The 16,961-nt window shown below is 68.7% G+C and carries 11 protein-coding genes; 3 read left to right on the top strand and 8 right to left on the bottom strand.

Annotated elements, in window-relative coordinates; translation table 11 throughout:
* Positions 1 to 225 precede the first annotated feature (225 nt).
* On the bottom strand, positions 226 to 1,722 hold the full coding sequence (locus ACP7AG_RS16330; protein WP_426032082.1) for a carotenoid oxygenase family protein: 1,497 nt from the start codon (positions 1,720 to 1,722) through the stop codon (positions 226 to 228).
* Between the two features lie 164 nt (positions 1,723 to 1,886).
* Here ACP7AG_RS16330 and ACP7AG_RS16325 point away from each other — a divergent pair, with 164 nt between their 5' ends.
* Entirely contained in the window at positions 1,887 to 3,884 is a 1,998-nt protein-coding gene (locus tag ACP7AG_RS16325; protein WP_426032079.1) for a TonB-dependent receptor, read from the top strand.
* A 48-nt stretch (positions 3,885 to 3,932) separates the two neighbouring features.
* Here ACP7AG_RS16325 and ACP7AG_RS16320 read toward each other — a convergent pair whose 3' ends face one another.
* Positions 3,933 to 5,036: a L,D-transpeptidase family protein gene (locus ACP7AG_RS16320; RefSeq protein WP_426032077.1), complete on the bottom strand. Its 1,104-nt coding sequence runs from the start codon at positions 5,034 to 5,036 to the stop codon at positions 3,933 to 3,935.
* 79 nt (positions 5,037 to 5,115) lie between these two features.
* On the opposite strand from ACP7AG_RS16320, the gene ACP7AG_RS16315 reads away from it, so the two are divergent.
* Complete coding sequence (locus ACP7AG_RS16315; RefSeq protein ID WP_426014123.1) at positions 5,116 to 6,270, top strand: D-alanyl-D-alanine carboxypeptidase family protein; 1,155 nt, start codon at positions 5,116 to 5,118, stop codon at positions 6,268 to 6,270.
* Here the strand turns inward: ACP7AG_RS16315 and ACP7AG_RS16310 are convergent.
* Positions 6,164 to 8,680, bottom strand: a complete 2,517-nt coding sequence (locus ACP7AG_RS16310) for an ABC transporter permease (protein WP_426032075.1) — start codon at positions 8,678 to 8,680, stop codon at positions 6,164 to 6,166. The genes ACP7AG_RS16315 and ACP7AG_RS16310 overlap by 107 nt on opposite strands.
* On the bottom strand, positions 8,680 to 9,393 hold the full coding sequence (locus ACP7AG_RS16305) for an ABC transporter ATP-binding protein (RefSeq protein WP_426014120.1): 714 nt from the start codon (positions 9,391 to 9,393) through the stop codon (positions 8,680 to 8,682). The genes ACP7AG_RS16310 and ACP7AG_RS16305 overlap by 1 nt, the downstream gene beginning before the upstream one ends.
* Before the next feature lie 57 nt (positions 9,394 to 9,450).
* On the opposite strand from ACP7AG_RS16305, the gene ACP7AG_RS16300 reads away from it, so the two are divergent.
* Entirely contained in the window at positions 9,451 to 10,110 is a 660-nt protein-coding gene (locus tag ACP7AG_RS16300; protein WP_426032073.1) for an arylesterase, read from the top strand.
* A gap of 116 nt (positions 10,111 to 10,226) precedes the next feature.
* On the opposite strand, the gene ACP7AG_RS16295 is transcribed toward ACP7AG_RS16300, so the two are convergent.
* The 4 genes from ACP7AG_RS16295 to mgrA all read right to left on the bottom strand — a co-directional run bounded on the left by ACP7AG_RS16295 (position 10,227) and on the right by mgrA (position 16,928).
* Entirely contained in the window at positions 10,227 to 11,333 is a 1,107-nt protein-coding gene (locus tag ACP7AG_RS16295) for a YeiH family protein (protein WP_426014115.1), read from the bottom strand.
* Between the two features lie 137 nt (positions 11,334 to 11,470).
* The gene (locus ACP7AG_RS16290) at positions 11,471 to 14,602 is read right to left on the bottom strand and encodes an efflux RND transporter permease subunit (RefSeq protein ID WP_426032071.1); all 3,132 of its coding nucleotides are present in this window, start codon (positions 14,600 to 14,602) and stop codon (positions 11,471 to 11,473) included.
* Positions 14,603 to 14,611: 9 nt separating this feature from the next.
* The gene (locus ACP7AG_RS16285) at positions 14,612 to 15,733 is read right to left on the bottom strand and encodes an efflux RND transporter periplasmic adaptor subunit (RefSeq protein ID WP_426032069.1); all 1,122 of its coding nucleotides are present in this window, start codon (positions 15,731 to 15,733) and stop codon (positions 14,612 to 14,614) included.
* A gap of 178 nt (positions 15,734 to 15,911) precedes the next feature.
* Positions 15,912 to 16,928: an L-glyceraldehyde 3-phosphate reductase gene (gene mgrA, locus ACP7AG_RS16280; RefSeq protein ID WP_426032086.1), complete on the bottom strand. Its 1,017-nt coding sequence runs from the start codon at positions 16,926 to 16,928 to the stop codon at positions 15,912 to 15,914.
* Positions 16,929 to 16,961: the final 33 nt, after the last annotated feature.

The raw sequence follows: 16,961 nt of genomic DNA, 5'->3' as shown, positions 1-16,961 counted from the left end.
CCAGGCGGCGGTCGCCAAACCGCCCCAGCAGCAGATCCATCGCCATCTCCCGTCAGATGAACCCAATGAATCAGAGCTCGTCCACTCGCTCAATCGAGATGTGTGAACCTGCTAGCCCAAAGGGAGAGGGAGGGGCCTAAGCGAAGCTTGGGAGCGTGAGGGGTTTAGATGCCGGACGGCGTGCCGGCAGGGCTTCGGTCAGAATACGGGGAAGGGCGTAACCCCTCACCCTCCCATCGCTGCGCGACTGGCCCGTGCCTCTCCCTTTGGGAGAGTGTTCAGGCTAGCGCGCCCCGCCCAGACCGCGTGCGTGCCGCTGCTGATCTTGTGCGGCAAGGCGATGCGGCACGCGGGCGTCATCGTCTTGGCGTCGACGATCAGGCACTCCGAAGCCCCCCGATTCTCGTCGATGATGAAGCTGACCAGATAGCCGTCATCCTCGCTCGTCGCCCCGACGCGCGGCGCGAACGGGGCCTCGCTGGCGTAGCGGCCGGGGTCCAGCGCCAGTGACCAGCTCTCGCCCGTCTCCAGGTCGTGCTTGACGAAGCCGTTGAACAGGAACCAGCCCGGCTTGGCGGTCGTGGAATAGGCGTAGCGATAGGGCCGGCCGGCATAGGCCTGATTAAACATCCCAAACTCCAGGATCCGCTCGTCCAGGTGACCTTCGGTGGTCTCGCCGGTGGCCAGATTGAAGCGCCAGCGGTGCAGCTTGGGTCGGAAGCTGTGCTCGTCGAGATAGGCCATCAGGTGGCCATGACCCTCCGGCGCGTCCTCCAGCGGGCGCGGTGTCGGGTTCTCCTGGAAATAGCCGTCGAGCACGATCTCGTCGCCGTCCTCATAGGCGTTCAGCCAGTGCAGCACATAGGTCGGGGCTGCCTCGAACCAGCGAACCGCGCCGCCGTGACGGGGTACGATGCCGAACCGTGACGGCAGGCCCTTGTGCAGGCGCACCGCGTGGATGTCGCGCTCCAGCAGATTGGCGTCCCAGAACACCGGCAGGTCGTTGAGGATCGAATAGTTCGCCGTAAACGCCATGTCGTGCGGCAGGCGCGGACCGGGCAGGTCAATGGGCTGGTAGACGGTGCGCTTGCCGTTTGCGTCGACCACCCCGTAATGCATGTAGGGCGGGTGCTTGGAATAGTTGAAGAACAATAGCTCGCCTGTCGCCTCGTCGACCTTGGCATGGGCCGAGACGCCGTCCAGCGGGGCCCAGCCGGCGACGCCCAGATTCTCCAGGGTCAGGGGGTCCAGGCGATAGGCCTCGCCGCACTGGTAGAAGGTGGCGATGGCCTCGCCCGCGTGCACGACGATGTCGGTGCTGGCGGTGTCCTTCAGGCCGCCGTGGGCGCCAAAACCAGGGCGCTTCGACGTGCCAGGTCCATCGGCCAGCCCGCCCCAGAGACTCTCGCCGGCTTCCTGCTCGGCCTCGAAGCCGCGGGTGCGGATGAAGCGGTTGCGATAGCGTGCCTGGCCGTTCTGGAACTCGATCTGGTGAACCATGCCGTCGCCGTCGAACGGGTGGTAACGGCCCAGCGGCTGGTGCACGGGGTTTTCGGTGTTGCGCAGGTAGACGCCGTCCAGGTCGGTCGGGATCGCGCCCTCCAGAACCTCCAGCTCGACCGCATCGACCTCCTCGTGCAGCGGCGTCCAGGCGCCGGTCATGTAGGGGTGGTTGGTTTGCTGCAGCGACGTGCGCACCGGGGGCTGGCGGTCGACTTTCATGGTGGGTTCCTGGCCTCCGAGCGTCGTGTCGCGCCTTGGTTGCAGCCTATAAAGGTCAGTCTTGCTGTGCAAGCGACGGAAAGCGCACAAGAGATGACCGACGCCGTTCTTTCTCCACGCAAAGTGGTTTAGCGGGTACACGCTGTTCATCGTGTGAGAGTGATATGCCGGTCGATACGCCACCCGCCGTCGAGCAAGTCGTCGTCACGGCGGCCCGCCTGCCGCCATCCGCCGCCGACGCCGCGTTCTCAATCGTTCACCTCGGCGAAGCCGATCTGGCCAAGAGCCAGCGGGTCGATGAGGCGGTCAGCCATACACCAGGCGTCTCGCTGTTCCGGCGCACATCCAGCCTGTCGGCCAATCCGACCACTCAGGGCGTCAGCCTGCGGGCCATCGCGCCGTCGGGCGCGGGGCGGACCCTGGTCACCCTGGACGGCGTGCCGCTGAATGACCCGTTCGGTGGCTGGGTAATCTGGTCGCAGCTGGCGCCGGAGTCGCTGGCCGGGATCGACATCGTGCGCGGGGCCGGGGCGGGACCTTACGGAGCCGGCGCCTTGACCGGCGTCATCGCGCTGCGCGAACGCGACAGCGGGATCGCCGGCGACGTCTCGGTGGGAAACCTGGGCAGCCAGCGCGCCTCGGCGGCGGGGGTCTCGACCCTGGGGCGGTTCGAATTCTTTGGCGGGGCTTCCTATGACAAGTCGGACGGCTACGTCCCGGTGCGCGGCAAGGCCCAGGGGGCAGCCGACACACGCACCGACCTGGAGGCCAAGAGCATCGCCGGCCGTGTCGACATGGCCACCGTCCTGGGCATTCTGTCGCTGCGCGGCGGGTTCTTCGAGGAGGATCGCGGGGCGGGCCTGGCGGGCGCGCGGGCCAACGCCTCGGGCAATGTGCTCAGCGCCACCCTGGCCAAGGCCCCGCGCGGCCAAGCCCTGGGCTGGCGGCTGCAGGCCTGGCGGCGCACCAGCGACCTGTTCAACACCTCGATCGCCGTGGCGGCCAATCGGGCGACCACCACGCCGGCCAACAGCCAGGATAAGACCCCGGCCACCGGCTGGGGCCTGAACGGCGCGCTGCGTCGCAAGGTCGGCGGACTGGAATGGGAGCTCGGCGCCGACGGACGCCTGAACGACGGCGAGGAGCGCGAGCGCTATAGCTTCTCCAACGGCGCCTATACCCGCAATCGCGTGACCGGTGGCAAGACCTCGGTGGTCGGGACCTATGGCGACGGCTCGTGGTCGAGCGGTCCCTGGCTGGTGGCGGGCGGGCTGCGGCTGGACCATTGGGAGACCACCGACGGCTTCCGGATCGAGCGCAACAGCCTGACCGGCGCCGTGCTGCTCGACCAGCATCCCGCCGACCGCGATGGCGAGGTGGTCAGCGGTCGCCTGGGCGTGACGCGCCAGATCGGCGACGAGACCGTGGCCCGCCTGGCGGCCTACACGGGCTTTCGGCCCGCTAATCTCAACGAGCTCTACCGTCCATTCCGGGTGGCCAACGACGTGACCGAGGCCAATGCCGGCCTGAAGCCCGAGCGACTGATGGGGCTGGAAACCGGCCTGTCTCGCAAGGGCGGCCAGGGGCTGATCGAGGCCACGGTGTTCTGGAACCGGGTCGACGATCCGATCGTCAATGTCACCCTCGGCGTCGGGCCGGGGACCTTCCCGGTCGGTGGCTTCATTCCGGGCGGCGGGACGCTACGCCAGCGCCAGAACGCCGGGACCATCGACGCCTATGGCCTGGAGGCTAGGGCCGAGCGCACGGTCGGCTCCGTGACCCTGACCTCGGCCCTGTCGGTCACGGACGCCCGCCTCGACGGCGGCTCTGACGCTCCGCAACTGACCGGCAAGCGTCCGGCCCAGGCTCCGATCTGGAGCGCCACGGCCGGTCTGTCGGCGGTCCTGACCGACAAGCTGACCTTGGCCAGCGACCTGACCTACGAAGGCAAGCGGTTCGAGGATGACCTCAACAGTCGGGTGCTCGATCCGGCCTACCGGCTGGACGCCCGCCTGGAATGGCGCGTGCGGCCGTTGGTGACAGCCTATGTGTCGGGCGACAACCTGTTGGACGCCAACATCCAGACCTCACGGACGGCGGGCGGCGTGGCGGGCTTCGCCGCCCCGCGCATGGTGCGCTTGGGGCTGAGGGTGGCGCTGTAGGCTGCTGAAGGGGACAGGCACATGTGCCTGTCCCCAGCCGCGAATGCATCACCGCACCGGCTTGCCGTGGAACACCACCTTCGCCCCCTTCACCACCGCCTTGCCCAGTTCTGCCGCGTCCCAGTTCGCTAGGCGCACGCAGCCGTGCGAGGCGCGCTTGTTGACCAGCCTGGGATCGGGCGTGCCGTGGATGCCGTAGGTGTCCTTGGTCAGGTCGATCCAGGTGGAGCCCACCGGATTGTTCGGGCCGGCCTTGATGGTCAGCTTGCCCTTCACCTTGCCGAAGGTCAGTCGCGAGGGATCGTAGGTGTAGGTCGGTCGCGGGGCGACGGTGTTGACCGCCCATTCGCCCACCGGGGCCGGACGCTCGGTGCTGCCGACCGTGGCCGGATAGACCGCCAGCAGCTTGTCGTCGTCGGCATAGGCCTTGAGAACGCCCTTGGCGTTGTCGATCTCGATGCGGGTGACCTTGCCGTCCAGGCCTTCGGCGCCAACCGCCGCGACGATGATCGTGGTCCCGGCTTTGCTGAAGTCGACGCCGGGGTTCAGGGCCTGCAGCAGCGGCTCGTCCATGTGGAACTTCTCGGCCAGGGCTTCGAGCGGCGTGCCGTAGGACAGGGCCGGCAGCTTGGCCATCGCCTCGTAGTCGTCCTTGGGAATGTCGGGCTGGAACGGGCCGGCGGCGTCCTCGGCGGTGATGACGTAGTCGGTGACGGCCGGGCCGGCGTCGGCGACCAGGGCGTCCCAGACGGCGGGAGTCAGCTTGCCGTCGACGGTCAAGCGGTGGGCCTCCTGGAAGGCGCTGATGGCGTTGGTCAGGTTCGAGCCTTCCTGGCCGTCGATGACGCCGGGCGAGAAGTGGGCGCGGTCGAGCAGCACCTGGGCGCGGGTCAGATAGGCCTTCTTGGCCTCGGGCGTGGTCGCCGCGGTGTCAAAGACGGCGCCGTTCACGGCCTGGGCCATCGGCGACGGCGCGGCCGGAGCTGGCGCGGCTGCGGCGGGAACGACAGGGAGGGGCGCGGGCGTCTGCGGGGCGGCGGCTGCGGGCTTGCGCGAGGCCGGCGGATTGGTCTGCGCCGCAGGGTCAGAACAGGCGGCGGTGGCCACCATGCAGCCGAACAGCAGAACGACGGGACGCAGGATCGAGGGCATGAAATAACTCCGAGGGAACGCCTAGCCACTCTGAAGCCTTCAGCCATGGCTAAGTTCCAAAGTGGCGGGGGAGCCCCTATTGAAGATCCTGCGTCGGCTGATCTGGGTGTTCGGAGCGCTGGCCGTGCTCGTCGCGGCGTTCTTCGCTTGGGTGAACTGGCCCAACAGGCCCGCGCCTTCCGTGCCGCCGCCGTCGGTCTCGGCGCCGCGTCCGCCGGTCGAGTATGAGCCGCCGAGCTATTTGCCATCGAACGATCCGCCGTCGGCGCCGAATGTCGCTTCCGCGCCGATCGCCGGCGGACCGCCCGAGGACTGCCAGCCGGGCGGTCCCTCGGTCAGCGCCGCGCCGGTCAACGCCGCTTCGCTGGGCACGATGGCCTGGGCGCCGTTCGGCAGGGGCGAGACCGGCTGGGAGATCTACGCCCCGCGTGTCGCCAACGAGATCGCCACCGCCTGCGCGCCGGGAACGCCGCGCTTCGCCGACGCCCTGGCGCGCTGGCAGGGCGGCCACGGTCTGAAGGCGACAGGCACTTTCGATCCGGACACCTTCAAGGTGATGCTTGTGCGCTGGCACCGGGCGCGGCCGTTCGTGCGGGTCAATGGAGAGGGCGTCTGCCCCAATGCGCCGGCGGTCTCGAGCCTGGCCACCGCGCGGCCGCAGGAAAGCTTTGGCGGCAAGATCATTCAGCTGCGCCCCGGCGCATTGGAGGCCTATCGCCGGATGTACGCCGAGGCCAAGGCCGCCGGCGTGCTCACCCGCCCTGAGGCCCTGACCATCTATTCCGGCTTCCGCGACCCGGCGGCCGACGCCGCCCGCTGCGCCCGCGACAACAATTGCCAGGGCATGGTCCGCACCATCTGCTCGGCCCACCGAACCGGCCTGGCGATGGACGTCTATATCGCCGCCGCCCTGGGCTTTGGCCCCGATAGCAGCAACGACGCCAACCGGCTGATCATGACCCGGTCGGACCTCTATCGCTGGCTGGTCGCCAACGCCGGTCGCTTCGGCTTCGTCAACTATGTCTACGAGCCCTGGCACTGGGAGTGGACGGGCGAGCCGATGCTGCCCGGCGTGCCGATCAACAGCCTGCCGCAGGCCGGGTCGGGCAGCGCGACAGACCCCCTGCTCAATCCGCCCGCAGCACCGGCGCCGGTCGTTGCGCCAGCGCCAGCGCCGCCGCCAAAAGCCCGCCCGCCGTCGAAACCCCCGCCGCGCCGGCCAGCAGGATCATGACCCCGCCCCAGTCGACGCTCCAGCTGGCCTCGAACACCTTGACCACCACGGGCCAGGCGGCGGCGAAACCCAACGCCACGCCCGCCGTGCCGGCGATCAGCCCGACCGCGCCATATTCGATGGCGTAGGCCAGCAAGATCTGGCCGCGCGTCGCGCCAAGCACCTTGAGCGTGGCGGCCTCGCGGGCCCGGGCTCGCGCTCCTGCGGCGATGGCCCCGGCCAGCACCAGCAGGCCCGCCAGCCCCGCCACCGCCGCCGCGCCGCGAACGGCGAGGGCCAGGCGGTCGAACAGGGCGGCCGCCGCATCAAGCTGCTCGCGGACGCTGATGACGTTGACGCTCGGAAAGCTGATCCCCAGACGGCGGGTCAAGGCGGCCTCGCGGTCCTTACCCAACCGGGCGATGGCGACATTCCGCAGGTCAGCGCCTTCCAGGGCCTTGGTGTTGAGGATCAGGTTGAAGTTGGGGCCAAAGCCGCCGAACTCGATCTTGCGCAACACAGCGACCCTGGCGTCGATGTCGCGGCCCAGGATGCTGAGGGTGACGATATCGCCGAGCTTCAGCCCGGCGGCGTCGGCGATCTCGGTGTTGAGGGCCAGCAGGGGCGGGCCGGCATAGCCGGGCTTCCACCAATGACCGCCGACCGTGCCGGGGTCGGTGGGTTCGCCGGCCAGAAGCGACAGGCCGATGTCGTTGTCGAACGCCCAGCGTTGGCCGGGTTTGATGGTCTGCAGATCGACGGGCTTGCCCTTCAGGCCGCTAATGCGGCCGGTGGCGAACGGCATGCGCAGATAGGTCTTGGGCGTCAGCGGGCCGATCGCCTTGGCGACCTCGGCGTCGAAGGCGGCGGCCTGGTCGCCGGGGATCTCGGTGAAGACCATGGCTGGGGCGGTGCGCGGCGCGGTGGTGGTGATCTGGGCCAATAGGGCCGACTGGATCAGCACCACGCAGGCCAGCAAAGCCACGCCCAGGCCGATGGCCGGGCTGGCGGTGCGGGCCGCCGAGCGCGGTCCGGCCAGGTTGGCCAAGCCGAGCTTGGCGGGGCCGCTGGCCAGTCGCCGGACCTTGCCCGCGCCCCAGGCGGCGGCCCGACCCAGCGCCCAGAGGATCGCGAACGACACGATGACGCCGGCTATCATGATCCCCGCCGCCACGGGGGTCGGAGCGGTGACGACGGCCAGGGCGGCCAGGCCCGCGCCGGCCAGAACCGCGCCCACCGTTTCCAGGCTCAGCGGAATGCGACCGCCCAGGCTGCGGCGGAACAGGGCCGAAGGCGGCGTTCGCCGGGCCCGGGCCAGGGGAATCAGCGAGAAGGCCGCCGCCGCCAGCAGGCCGAACAAGCCGGCCTTGGCGAGGGGCCACGGATAGACCGCGAACAAGGCGGGGATCGGCAGGGACGAGCCGGCCAGCTGTCCCAGGATCAGCGGGGCGACGGCGCCGATCGCCAAGCCGATGGCGACGCCCGAGGCGGCCAGCACGCCGATCTGGATCAGGTAGAGGTTGCGGATCAAGGCCCCATCCGCACCGACAGCTTTGAGCACGGCGATCGACGGCTCGCGAGTGGCCAGATAGGCGCTGACGGCGCCAGCCACGCCCAGGCCGCCGGCCACAAGTGAAGCCAGTCCGATGAAGCCGAGGAAATATTCGAGCTGGTCGATCAACCGCCTCGCGCCGGGCGCGGCGTCGAGGCGGTCGCGGGCTTGCAGGCCGGCGTCGGGGAACTTGGCGACCGTGGCCTTGCCCAGGGCGCGGGGGTCCTGGCCAGGGGGCAGGGCGATGCGCACGGTGCGAGCCGACAGACCACCCGTCGCCAGCAGACCCGTACGTTGCAGCACGTCGTCGCGCACCATGACGCGCGGCCCCAGCGAGAAACCTCGGGAAAGCCCGTCAGGCTCGCTCACCAGCACGGCGCGGGCTATGAGAGTGACCGGCCCGGCCTCGAACCGGTCGCCGAGTTTCAGGTGCAGGCGGTCCAGCAACGCCGGCTCGACCGCCGCGCCGGGGACACCGTCGCGGTCGGCCAAGGCGGCGACGACGCTGGGGGCGCCATCGAGTTTTACCGTGCCGGCCAGCGGGAAGCGGCCGTCGACGCCGCGCAGGCTGACCAGCCGGCGTTCCCCATTAGGGGCTTCGGCCATGGCCCGCGCGCCGGCGGTGTAGGTGGTGACGCCCAGCCGGTCGAAGGCGGCGCGTTCGGCGGGGGTGAAGTCGCGGTTCTCGATCGAGAACGACAGGTCGCCGCCGAGGATCTCGCGCGCCTGGCTGGCCAGGCCGTGGCGAAAAGCCTCGGCTGTCGAGCCAGCGGCGGCGATGGCCGCCACGCCCAGGGCCAGGCAGGCCAGGAAGATGCGAAAGCCGCGAACGCCCGAACGCAGCTCGCGGGCGGCCAGTTTCAGCGAGAGAGCGGCCATCAGGCTTCGATCTTGCCAACGATTTGGCCGTCAGCCATCCGTACGATGCGATCGGCGCGCTCGGCCAGCACAGGGTCGTGGGTGACCATGACCAGGGCGGAGCCGACCTCGGCCACCAGAGCGAACATCAGGTCGGCGACGGTGGTGGCGGTCTTGGCGTCGAGATTGCCGGTGGGCTCGTCCGCGAACAGCAAGGCCGGCCGCGCGGCCAGGGCCCGGGCCAGGGCCACCCGCTGTTGCTCGCCGCCCGACAGCTGGTGCGGATAGTGGGTGAGGCGGTGGGGCAGGCCCACGCGGTCCAGCCATTGTCGCGCGGTGGGCAGGGCGTCCCTGGCGCCGGCGATCTCCAGCGGCGTCGCGACATTCTCCTCGGCGGTCATGTTGGGCAGCAGGTGGAACGCTTGGAAAACCAGGGCCGCGCGGCCGCGCCGCAGCTTGGCCCGGCCGTCTTCATCGAGCTTGGCGAGATCTTGGTTGAACAACCGCACGACCCCCGAGGTCGGCTGCTCCAACCCGGCGCCGACCGCGATCAGCGACGACTTGCCCGAGCCCGAGGGACCGATCACCGCCACGCGCTCGCCGGGATTCACCGTCAGATCGACGCCCCGCAGAATGTGCACGGGTCCGGCCGCCGAAGGCAGGGTCAGGGTGACGGCTTCAAGGGCGAGGACAGGCGTGGAAGCGGGCAGAGACGGCGAAGTGGCGTTGGACATGAAACTTCCTGAATCCCCACCCATTGTTGGGACGAGCGCCAACCTACATAGGAAGACATGAGCCTGACCGCACCGCGTTTTCTCAGCCGTCGCCAGATCGCCCTCGGTCTGATCGCCGCCTCACAGGTCGCCGCCACGCCGGTGATCCCGCCCAAGTCGCCCGTGGTCACCGTGCTGGGCGACTCGATCACCGCCGGCCTGGGCCTGCCGGCCCGCGACGCGATGCCGGCGCAATTGCAGGTCGCCCTGCAGCGCATGAACGTATTCGCCAAGGTACGCGCGGCGGGAGTGTCGGGCGACACCAGCGGCGGCGGGCTGGCGCGGGTCAATTTCAGCATCGCGCCCGACACCGCCCTGTGCGTGGTGGCGCTGGGCGGCAACGACCTGTTGCAGGGCGTCGAGCCCCGAGTGACCAAGGCCAATCTGCGCTCCATAATGCAAAGCCTGAGAAACCGGCGCATCCGCGCCGTCTTGGTCGGCATCGCGGCGCCGCCACTGATCGGCGGGTCGTACGCCCGCGATTTCAACGCGATCTATCCAGCCTTGGCGAAGGAGTTCGCGGCGCCGCTCTATCCTAACCTGCTGGCCGGAGTGGGCGGTTCGCGGCAACTGATGCAGGGCGACGGCATCCATCCCAATGCGGCGGGCGCCAGGCTCATTGGCCAGAAGCTGGCGCCGCTGGTGGCCCAGGCGCTACGGACGGCGCGGACGACGTGAGTCCTGGTGTCGCCAACCCGTCGCAACACCTTTCGCCCGTAAAACTGTCATCCCGGATCTTCGCGCTGCGCGCTCGTCCGGGATGACAAGGCTTTTAGGTGAGAATGGTTAGACGACTAGGTGAAGACCTCCACCGCCACCAGCACCACCCCCGCGATCCACGCGGTTTCGATCACCATCAGCGCGACAGGACGCCAGCCGGCGGTGATCAGGTCCTTGAACGAGGTCTTCATGCCGAGGCCGGCGATGGCGGTGACCAGGCACCAGCGCGAGACTTCGCTGGCCGCGTCGGTGACCGGCTTGGCCAGCCAGCCGAGGCTGTTGATGACCACGAGCGCCGCGAAACCGACCAGGAACAGCGGCACGGTCGGCTTCGCGCCGCCGCTCGCGCCGGGACCCATGCGCGCCACGACGAAGGCGATGCCGAAGACCACCGGCAGCAGCATGGTCACCCGCAGCAGCTTCACATAGGTGGCCACGTCGCCGGTGTGCGGCGAGATCATGTAGCCTGCCCCCACCACCTGGGCGACGTCGTGGATGGTGCCGCCCAGGAAGATCCCCGCCCGAGTATGATCCAGGTGCAGGGCCGCCGTCAGCAGCGGATAGGTGATCATGGCGATGGTCGACAGGGCCGTGACCGTGACCACGGCCAGGATGGTGTCGCGCTCGCTGTCCTTGGTGCGGGGCAGCACCGAGGCGATGGCCAGGGCCGCCGAGGCGCCGCAGATGCCGACCGCGCCGCCGGACAGGACGCCGAAGCTGGAGCGCAGGCCCAGGCGCTTGGACAGCACCGCGCCCAGCAGGATCGTGGAGCCGATGGCGATGACCACGGTGACGATCGGCGTCAGGCCCAGGCCCAGGATCTGGCTGGCGGTGATCCGCGCGCCGAGCAGGGCGACGCCGAACCGCAGGATGGCCTTGGACGAGAACTCGATGCCGGGAATGCAGCGGCCTTCCTGGTGCAGGAAGTGGAAGGTCATGCCAAACAGCAGGGCGAACAGCATGACCGGCGCGCCGTAGTGCTGCGACAGCCACGAGGCGGCCAGGGCGATGGTCACCGCCACCAGCACGCCGGGATAGAGTTTGATCAGCGCCGCCTGGCCGGGGAAGCCCACCTTCGCCGTTGGCGCGCTCGCCTCGGGCCGGGAGAGGCCCTCCATGCCTTCCAGTGACTGGAACAGCGCACGGGCGGCGGCGGTGTCGGTGTCGAGATCGGAATGCATGCGCGGGCCCCGGGGCCGGCGAGTCGCACCGGTCACGAAGGGATCGAGACCCGATGGCGGGCGCCGGGACAAGTAAAAAAGCCCCCTCGTCGTCGGGCGAGGGGGCTCGATTGCCGTCTGACGGCGCAGACCGAGGGTTAAAGCTCCCGGCCGCCGCCGCCGAAGACCGGCTCCGAAGGCGGCGCCTGGACGTGGGTGGGCGTGGCGTGTTGGTGCTTGAACATCTTGTCGGTGATCTTGCTGGACCAGTTCTTCAGCTTGTCCATGAACACGAACACCACCGGGATGTAGAGCAGCGACAGGAAGGTCGAGGTGATCAGCCCGCCGATCACCGCGATGGCCATGGGCGCGCGGAACTCGACGTCGGCGCCAAAGCCGAACGCCACCGGCGCCATGCCTGCGGCCATCGCGACCGTGGTCATGATGATCGGCCGAGCCCGCTTGTGGGCCGCGTCGAGCAGGGCCTCGTGGCGGCTCATGCCGCCCTTCATGGCCATGATCGCGTACTCGACCAGCAGGATCGAGTTCTTGGCCGCGATGCCCATCAGCATCAGGATGCCGATCAGGGTCGACATCGAGAAGCTGCTCTTGGCCAGCACCAGCAGCAGGAAGGCGCCGCCGATGGCCAGGGGCAGAGCAGCCATGATGGTCACCGGATGGGCGAAGCTGCGAAACAGCAGCACCAGCACCACGTACATCAGCAGGATGCCGGTGATCAGGGCGGCCATGAAGCCGGTGACCATCTCCTGAATGAACTCGGCGTCGCCAGCCGCCACTTCCTTGACGCCGGTCGGCAGAGTCTTGACCGACGACAGGGCGTGAACGCGCTTGCTGGCCTCGCCGACCACGATGCCGTCGAGCTCGGCGGTGATCTCGGCCACCCGGGCCCGGTCCTGCCGCGAAATCTGCGACGGGCCGGCGCCGTAGCGGACGTCGGCCACGGCGTTCAGGGGCACCGAGCCGCCGTGGCTGGACGGCACCTTCAAGGTTTCCAGCACCGACATGTCTTGGCGGGCGTCGTCGGTCAGGCGCAGGCGAATCGGCACCTGGCGGTCGCCCAGATTATATTTGGGCAGCGACTGGTCGATGTCGCCGATGGTGGCGACGCGCACGGCTTGCGAGATCGCGCCAGCGGTTACCCCGGCCCGCGCGGCCTGGTCGGGCTTGGGCGAGACGATGATCTCGGGCCGGGCGATGGCGGCGGTGTTGACCACATTGGCCAGGCCCGGGACGTTGCGCATCTGGGCCTCGACCGAGCGGGCGGCGGCTTCCAGTTGCGGACCGTTGTCGCCCACCAGGCGTAGCGTGTAGCTGGAGCCGTCGCTGGGACCACCGCCGTTGTTGCTGCCGGCCCCGATCCGCGCGCCGGGGATCGCCTTGAACTGATCGACCATCTGGCGGCTGAAGTCGCGCTGGCTCATCCGCTGGCCCTTGCCGACCAGATCGGCGGTCAGCTCGGCCTTGTTGACCCCGTCGTTGCCGACCGAGGCGTAGACCCCGGTCACTTCCGGACGAGCCCGAAGTTCGCGGGTCATGCGCTGGGCGATGGCGTCGGTCTCGTTGAGCGTCGCCCCCGGCGGCAGCTCGAGGCTGAACGGCGCCCGCCCGCGGTCGGCGGCCGGCTGGAACTCGAAGGGCAGATGGGTGGCCAGGAAGACGGTGCCGACCAGCATCGGTATGGCCAGCAGGGCCACGATGATCTTGTGGCCCAGCGCCCAGTTCAGGCTCTTGAGATAGGGCCCCATCCACGCCGGATCCTTGTCCGGCTTGTTGTGGGCCTTGAGCATATAGGCCCCCATCAGCGGAGTCAGCATGCGGGCGACCAGCAGCGAGAACAGCACCGAGACGCAGGCGGCCAGGGCGAAGGCCTTGAAGAACTGGCCGATGATTCCGGGCATGAAGCCGACCGGCGCGAACACCGCTACGATGGTGAAGGTGGTGGCGACGACCGCCAGGCCGATCTCGTCGGCCGCCTCCATGGCCGCGTGATAGGGCGATTTCCCGCCTCTCATGTGCCGGACGATGTTCTCGATCTCGACGATGGCGTCATCGACCAGAATGCCGACGGTGAGGGACAGCGCCAGCAGGGTCACGCCGTTCAACGACTGGCCGAGCGGGGCCATGATCGCGAAAGTCGGGAATAGCGACAGGGGAATGGCAACGGCCGCCAGGAAGGTGGCGCGCCAGTCGCGCAGGAACAGAAGCACCACCAGCACCGCCAGCAGGGCGCCCAGGCCGAGCGCCTCCAGCGAAGCATAGTAGCTCTGCTCGATATATTTCACGTTCGAGGTCAGCTCGACGATCTGAAGCTCGGGGTGTTCCTTGTCGAGCTTCTCAACCTCCTTGCGGACCTTCTCGGCGACCTTGACCTCGGAGGCGCCGCGCGAGCGGACCATGTTGAAGGTCACGACTTCCTGGTTGTTGAACCGCGCCTGGTCGCGCGGTTCGGCCCAGTGGTCGGTGACCTCGCCCAGGTCGCCCAGGCGCACGGTCTCGCCGTTGTTCAGCTGGACGCGGGTCTCGCGCAGTTGATCTACGGTGTTGGCCGCGCCGAGGGTGCGGATGGCGCGCTCGGAGCCGGAGACGGTGACCCGGCCGCCGGGCAGGTCGGCATTGGCCGATTGCAGGGCGCGGCTGACTTCGGCCGCGGTGACGCCCCGGGCCGACAGGCGATCGGGGTCGAGGGCGACCTGAATCTCGCGATTGACGCCGCCCCGGCGGTTCACTTGGCCAATTCCCTTGATGGACAGCAACGCGCGGCTAACGTCGTTGTCGACGAACCAACTGCGCTGTTCAGGGGTCAGGTTTGGGGCCTGGACGACGTAGGTGATCAGCGGATTACCTGAGATGTCGATGCGCGTGACATTGGGGATCTGCATGTCCTGCGGCAGGGCGCTCTGCAGATTGGCCATGGCGTTGCGGACATCGTTGGTGACCCGCTCGTGATCGACGCCCAGTTCGAATTCGATAAAGGTCGAGGAATAGCCGTCGCCGACCGTCGAGCTGATGTGGCGCACCTGGCCAAGGCCGGCGATCGAGTCCTCGATCAGCCGGGTGACCTGGGTCTCCAGCTCGGTCGGCGCGGCGCCGGGGCGCGAGGCGTTGACGATGACCAGCGGCAGGTCGACGTCGGGATTGTCGTTGATCCGCATGCTGGTGAAGCCAGAGACGCCGGCGATGGTCAGCAGCAGGAACAGCAGGATGACGGGGATCGGGTTCCTGATCGCCCAGCGCGAGATGTTGTTTTGGTTGGGGTTCGGATTTTCCATCGCGATCCCCTAGCGCTTGGCCGCGACGACGCGCACGGCGTCGTTATCACCCAGGAAGCCCGCGCCCTCGACCACGACGCGCTCGCCGGCCAACAGGCCCTCGGCGGCGGTCTGGTTGGCGTTGCGCGACAGGATGTCGATGCGCCTGAACCGGGCGTGGTTGTTGGCGTCGACCACGAACACGCCCGACTGGTTTTGCCTGTATAGAATGGCGGCGGTCGGGATTGTCGGGGCGGGGCGGACGCCCGCCGAGATCTGGGCGCGGGCGAACATGCCCGAGCGGAAGCCGCTGCCGGGGGCCAGGCTGATGCGCGCCAGGCCGACACGGGTTTGGGCGTTGACCTCGGACGTGACGATGCGAACCGTGCCGGTGGTCTGGCCGACCTGGTCGGAGGTCACGGTGGCGGGCATGCCGGCCTGGACCGCCAGCAGGTTGGTCTCGGGAATCTCGGCGTCAAGCTCCAGCCGGCCATCGCGGACGATGCGGAACAGCTCGGTTCCGGCCGAGACGATCTGGCCCTTGGTCACGCTGCGGCGGCTGATCAGACCCGAGACCGGGGCGCGGATCGCGGCCTGGCCAAGGCGGGCGAAGGTCTCGTTGCGCGAGGCGTCGGCGGAGGCGAGTTGGGCCAGGGCGGTCTGCTGGCGGGCGGTGGCGGTGTCGAGCGAGGCTTGCGACAGATAGCCCTTGGCCTGCAGTTCGCGCGAACGGCCCAGCGCGGCGGTAGCTTCGGCCAGGGTGGCCTTGGCGCTGGCCACCGAGGCTTCCTGCTGGCGAAGCTGGGCGCGCAGCATGGTGTCGTTTAGCGAGACCAGGATCTGGCCCTGGCGAACGGTCTGGCCTTCCTCGGCATTGACCGAGACGGCGGTCAGGCCTCCGGTCTCGGCGCCGACAGGCACCTCTTCCCATGGCGTGACGGTGCCCGAGGCGCTGATCAGCCGGGGCAGGGACTGGATGGTGACTGGCACGACGCTGACCGTCAGGCTAGCGGTCACGCCCGGCTTCTTGGCGGTGTCGGTCTTGGCCTTGTCCTTGCCTTGGTCGCAGGCTGTCAGGCTCAGTGCGCCGATGCAAAGCACCAACGGCAACGCAGTCGAACGCAGGCCGCGTTTATTAATCCGTTGATGCACGACGAACCTCAGCTCCGGTGGTTTGAACAGCCAATCGCCTTCTAGCCGAGAAACGGCGTTCGCCGGATTAAATGATCGTAAGGCTTGGATGTCGGGGCATGGCCTCGTCGGATTTGAGCTTTCTGTGACATCGCGGACGCAATCCGCGCGTCGATGCGCCCCGCCTGGAAGGGTCGGCTCAGCCTTTGGGGAGGTCCGACGCCGACAGGTTCGACGAGATCTTCCAGAGGTCGATCGCGCCCTCGGTGGCGTGGCGATCGATCTGGGCCAGCTCTTCGGCGGTGAAGGACAGGGTGTTGAGCGCCGCCAGGGAGTCTTCCATCTGGGCCACCGTACGGGCGCCGATCAGGGCCGAGGTGATGCGCGGATCGCGCAGCACCCAGGCCAGGGCCATCTGGGCCAGGCTCTGGCCGCGCGCGCTGGCGATCTCGTTGAGCGCCTGAATGCGGGCCAGATTGTCGGCGCTCAGCAGATGACCGCCCAGCGAGCCCGCCTTGGCCGCGCGCGAGTCCTGCGGCACGCCGCCGAGGTATTTGTTGGTCAGCATGCCTTGGGCGAGCGGCGAGAAGGCGATGCAGCCGACGCCGAGATCGTCCAGGGTGTCCAGCAGGCCGTCCTCGATCCAGCGGTTGAGCATGGAGTAGGACGGCTGGTGGATCAGCAACGGCACGCCCTCGGCCTTGAGGATGGCCGCCGCCTGGCGGGTCAACTCGGGCGAATAGGACGAGATGCCCACGTACAGCGCCTTGCCCTGGCGATGCAGATGGGCCAGGGCGCCCATGGTCTCCTCCAGCGGCGTCGTGGGATCGACGCGGTGCGAATAGAAAATGTCGACATAGTCGACGCCCATGCGCTTGAGGCTCTGGTCACAGCTGGCGATCAGGTACTTCCGCGAACCGCCAACCTTGCCGTAGGGACCTGGCCACATGTCCCAGCCGGCCTTGGTGGAAAGGATCAGTTCGTCGCGGTGGGCGGCGAAGTCGCTGGCCATGACCTTGCCGAAATTCTCCTCGGCCGAGCCGTAGGGTGGGCCGTAATTGTTGGCCAGGTCGAAATGGGTGACGCCCAGGTCGAAGGCCCGGCGCAGGATGGCGCGGCCAGTTTCGAAGACGTCGGCGCCGCCGAAGTTCTGCCACAGCCCCAAAGAGATCGCCGGCAGGTCCAGGCCGCTGCGGCCGGTCCGGCGGTAGGGCATGGCGTCATAGCGGGTGCCGGCGGCGACGTAGGG

The organism is Caulobacter sp. DWP3-1-3b2 (assembly GCF_049896325.1).
Lineage (GTDB): Bacteria > Pseudomonadota > Alphaproteobacteria > Caulobacterales > Caulobacteraceae > Caulobacter.
The sequence above is the reverse complement of the archived record's forward strand: the minus strand, read 5'-3'. Positions and strand labels throughout refer to the sequence as shown.

Excerpts from the sequence above, each read along its gene's own strand:
- ACP7AG_RS16330 (WP_426032082.1), bottom strand. The coding sequence starts at position 1,722 with ATGAAAGTCGACCGCCAGCCCCCGGTGCGCACGTCGCTGCAGCAAACC.
- ACP7AG_RS16325 (WP_426032079.1), top strand. The coding sequence starts at position 1,887 with ATGCCGGTCGATACGCCACCCGCCGTCGAGCAAGTCGTCGTCACGGCG.
- ACP7AG_RS16320 (WP_426032077.1), bottom strand. The coding sequence starts at position 5,036 with ATGCCCTCGATCCTGCGTCCCGTCGTTCTGCTGTTCGGCTGCATGGTG.
- ACP7AG_RS16310 (WP_426032075.1), bottom strand. The coding sequence starts at position 8,680 with ATGGCCGCTCTCTCGCTGAAACTGGCCGCCCGCGAGCTGCGTTCGGGC.
- ACP7AG_RS16305 (WP_426014120.1), bottom strand. The coding sequence starts at position 9,393 with ATGTCCAACGCCACTTCGCCGTCTCTGCCCGCTTCCACGCCTGTCCTC.
- ACP7AG_RS16300 (WP_426032073.1), top strand. The coding sequence starts at position 9,451 with ATGAGCCTGACCGCACCGCGTTTTCTCAGCCGTCGCCAGATCGCCCTC.
- ACP7AG_RS16295 (WP_426014115.1), bottom strand. The coding sequence starts at position 11,333 with ATGCATTCCGATCTCGACACCGACACCGCCGCCGCCCGTGCGCTGTTC.
- ACP7AG_RS16290 (WP_426032071.1), bottom strand. The coding sequence starts at position 14,602 with ATGGAAAATCCGAACCCCAACCAAAACAACATCTCGCGCTGGGCGATC.
- mgrA (WP_426032086.1), bottom strand. The coding sequence starts at position 16,928 with ATGCCCTACCGCCGGACCGGCCGCAGCGGCCTGGACCTGCCGGCGATC.